Below are 3,755 nucleotides of genomic sequence, written 5' to 3'. Positions count from 1 at the left end.
CTGCCGACGCACAGAAAATCCATCAGGAGCGCCCGATCCTCCAAGAACGGTTCGCTACCGCCACTCAGTCAATCGCTGGAGTTAGCTAAAGACAGATGTCTGGAGGGTTAATTACTATTGAGGTGAGCCATGCAACCCGGCTGGTGGTGTCACCGTATCAAGGCCATCCTCACGGCCCACAGGGGGCCGTCGGCGCAGGCAGGGTAAGTATGAGCCAACCCTGTCGAGAAGGGCATGCCTGCTGATGGGCAGAGATATTGTTCTTTATGTTCTGATTGAGATGGTGTGTCACAGATTCGTTGATTGGAACAGTCTGGCAGTGTGATTTTTGAGTGAGTGATTTTAACAACCCACGATGAACCATCGTCGCTCGGCAATTGTGGTGATTGTACTCTTACTAATACTCTCGGCTGGGTGCAACTCGCTCTCCGGTGATACTTCTCCGTCCTCTCCGACATCAGGGACATCATCAATACCAACCACGGCTGAGCGGCCATCCACCGAGCACACGACGAACCTCGTAATCGAAACCACCACTACAGACTCCCTTCCGGTGAATACCAGTCGCGTCTTCACACGGACCGCGGAGCTGTTGGGCCGCAACGTCATGACACCGGATCGTGTCGTTGTCAGGAATTTCACGTTCTCGAACCTTACCCCCACCACGCCAGAGCCGTTTCCCCGTTTGCTGGGTATCGTTCCGGACGAAAACATGTACGAACACGCGACGGGTACTGATGGCTACGCTGAGCCTTCCAGCAATCGGATATATCTTCTCGTCTCGGAGCGATCAACTAACGCCGAAATCAGAAATTACCTTTCCCATGAGTACACTCACCTTGTCCAGAACCGGATTGGGGCTACGGATCGTGTGAATCGTCAATTACTGGCTGCGAACGAGCAAATGACTGTTCGGAGTGTCATTGAGGGAGCGGCTACCTTCACCGAGAGCACATATGTGCAGGCCTATCACAGCGGATCGCCCAGCCGCTTCGAACAACTCAGAGATGAATACCGCCGTTCCGGTCCCGTACGGAAACTCACCCTTGCTCCGTACTACTTCGGCGCACGCTACATCCGCCAGCAAATCGGCTCTCCGGCAGATCTCAATGAGGTCTACGCGAACCCACCTAATTCGATGGAACAGATCATCCATGGTGACGCACCCGGTGAGGACCCACCAAAGAACCTCACAGCGGGATTCTCGATTGCGAACGGTAGTGAGAGAAGCTGGACGGATAGTCGCGTAAAGGGCGAGGCGTTCGTCCGCATCGCCCTCGGCACGGAACTCTCGACGGAGCGGGCAGCACGGGCGGCTACCGGTTGGGGTGCCGATCGGCTGCTCGTCTCCGAGCAGAACAATGAAACTAGCTATGCGTGGGCACTCCGATGGGACAATGCGACCGAGGCCGGCGAATTTCGCCGAGCCATGGCCGCGTATCTCGACGCTCGCGGGAATCGAACAGACGGCACGTGGCGTGTCGGGAACAGCACGTTCCGACTCGCGAACGCGAGCAACGAGACGATCGTGATGCTCGCCGGCCAGCCGGGATTCGTCTCAAATGCATCCATATCTGGAGTGACCGAGAACATTACCGTGAGTACAAATCAGACAGAGCCTGGAGCGACAGATCAACGCACTGCTACGGTCGCAAAGGCTGGCAGGGCAAAGGATCACGGAGAGTGGGTACATTCTTTATGACTGAGTGAGGAGACTGTGTGCTGTTGGGCCTGTCCTCGTTTAAGCATTCTTCTGGATCAGTAGGTCGGCGACTACACTAACGTTCGAGCTGAGCTAAAGCGATAACCAGTGGCGTCACGTAGGCGTTGTTTCGCAAACTCTGCTCAGTACCAACACCTTTGCCGCGGGCAAAACGGTAAGTGCCCGCGGGTCGTCCCGTATGCATGGATCGGGATCATGACATGGCCGGGCGATTCACCGGCCACACGGGCGACGACGTACTCGACGCCCTCCGAGCGCACCACGAGCCGGTAGCAACGACCAGTGATCTCGCCGCGACGCTCGACGTGACGACAGAAGCCGTGCGCTACCACCTGAAGGACCTGCATGATGCTGGCCGTGTTCAGCGAAAGCGCGCCGGCGCGAGCGCCGTCGTATGGTGGTCGACGGCGGAGACGGACGTTGACAGCATGGAGAGTGAGGTGGGAGCATGAGCGCCGACACCGACCAGCGAGGCAACGACGATCGCCAGCGGATAACGCTCACTGAGGAGGACGACGGCCGCTGGACCGCTCACGATGATAGCCGCGGACTGACTGCCCTCGGTGACTCTCGTCGCGACGCGCTCGACGCGCTCGATGCGGTCATCGACGCCGTCGAGGGTGACGGTGGCCGCCCGCCGACCGACGAGGAGCTTCGAGAGGCCGGCATCGACCCGGAGGAGAACCGCCGTCGCGGTGAGGGCGAGGGCGAGGGCGAGCTCCCCGACGTGCTCAAATGAAGCAGCGCACCCGCCCGCGCACGCGTTCGCGCCAGAACTACTCTCCCGCGGGGCGTTGGTGAGTGTACGAATGGTTACACGGGATTTCAGCGGGTTCGAGATAGCCAAAGTGCTTGCCAACAGCGGGAACTTCGACTGGGTACGGACGACCGGCGACCACGCGATCTTGAAATGGAGCGCGCCACCGGATCACGACACCGATGACCGAACGGTGAGCGTCCCGCTCCACGACCGGGTACCGACGGGGACGCTCCGTTCTATCGGCGATGATGCCGGGATGAATGATTTCGATGAGTTCTGCCAGTGGCTTGATCACAACAGATGATCGGCTACCCGCACCACTTGCTGTGCGTCGGCGACTCCCGCATGATTACCGACTGGCAGCGTGGCGAAGATCCCGAAATGTTGTTCATTCGTCGAATCGCCCATCGAAGCAACGTCTACGATGAGTAGCGAGCCTGAATCGATCGAAGGAACAGCTGACGATATAGGAATAAATATGAGCCAATACAGCCGATTTTCCGACTCGGTCGCCATCGGCCAGGAAGCGGCTGCACGGTTTGAAGCACGAAAGAACTACCGTTATTGGGGGGTATTGGCAGGACTCGTTCTCTGGCTTATGTCAATAGCTGCTCCGCTCATCGCTGCTTCACTCTTGGGCGTCCAACCACCCCTCTCACTTATGATTGTACCCGCAGTTGTTGGAGGGGCTCTGTACCTCACTGGATTTGTTACTAAAAGATTGAACGGAAGAGAGGGTCTCACAGCTGAGAAAGTATTCACGTTCTACTTGTCTGAAGCAATCAAATCATACCACGAAGAGGAATTCACAGAGGTCAAAGAGCAACTGAAAGGGATAAAGAAGACGTTGCAACAGCATCGCCATCACCTCCCAACTGATGCGGCTGCTCTAATAGTTCGGTACTGTAAGGCAATACAGGCAATAGATAACCCTGAAAAAGACATCGAAAAAAGTTTTCCTCTAATTGCGCAGGAGGGTGTAGATTGTATTGTGCCTTCTCAAGAGACTATTCGCATTACATCTGTGATAGCTGACTTAGAAGAAAAATCCAATTCTGCTGATACTCCTACTGCTGCGCAACAGGCACTTGAAGACGTGGGTTCGTTTATCCAGATAATTGCCTTCTCATATTGGGGAGCAATCGTTTTGGCTTTCTTAGTTGGAGGGGCGGTTTTCAGACTTTCGTACGTGTTTACCCCGAGGACACAACAGCGGGTACAGCCTGAGATCGTGAAATCATCTCGTTGTCCCGGGCGACTCGCTTGAACTCT

Annotated in this window: 5 protein-coding genes; all 5 read left to right on the top strand. The window is 56.2% G+C overall.

The window, feature by feature from the left end:
* Positions 1–355: 355 nt before the first annotated feature.
* The gene (locus C451_RS02285) at positions 356–1,702 is read left to right on the top strand and encodes a hypothetical protein (RefSeq protein WP_152420349.1); all 1,347 of its coding nucleotides are present in this window, start codon (positions 356–358) and stop codon (positions 1,700–1,702) included.
* Positions 1,703–1,905: 203 nt separating this feature from the next.
* Entirely contained in the window at positions 1,906–2,175 is a 270-nt protein-coding gene (locus C451_RS02280) for an ArsR family transcriptional regulator (RefSeq protein WP_007737226.1), read from the top strand.
* Positions 2,172–2,462: a type II toxin-antitoxin system HicB family antitoxin gene (locus C451_RS02275; RefSeq protein WP_007737225.1), complete on the top strand. Its 291-nt coding sequence runs from the start codon at positions 2,172–2,174 to the stop codon at positions 2,460–2,462. Before C451_RS02280 ends, C451_RS02275 begins: the two co-directional genes overlap by 4 nt.
* A 70-nt stretch (positions 2,463–2,532) precedes the next feature.
* Entirely contained in the window at positions 2,533–2,787 is a 255-nt protein-coding gene (locus C451_RS02270) for a type II toxin-antitoxin system HicA family toxin (RefSeq protein WP_007737224.1), read from the top strand.
* A 120-nt stretch (positions 2,788–2,907) separates the two neighbouring features.
* Positions 2,908–3,750: a hypothetical protein gene (locus tag C451_RS22735; protein ID WP_007737223.1), complete on the top strand. Its 843-nt coding sequence runs from the start codon at positions 2,908–2,910 to the stop codon at positions 3,748–3,750.
* The last annotated feature ends 5 nt before the right edge of the window (positions 3,751–3,755 follow it).

Source organism: Halococcus thailandensis JCM 13552 (genome assembly GCF_000336715.1).
GTDB classification, from domain to species: domain Archaea; phylum Halobacteriota; class Halobacteria; order Halobacteriales; family Halococcaceae; genus Halococcus; species Halococcus thailandensis.
Note: the sequence above shows the minus strand (reverse complement) of the source record. Positions and strands in the feature narration are given on the sequence as shown.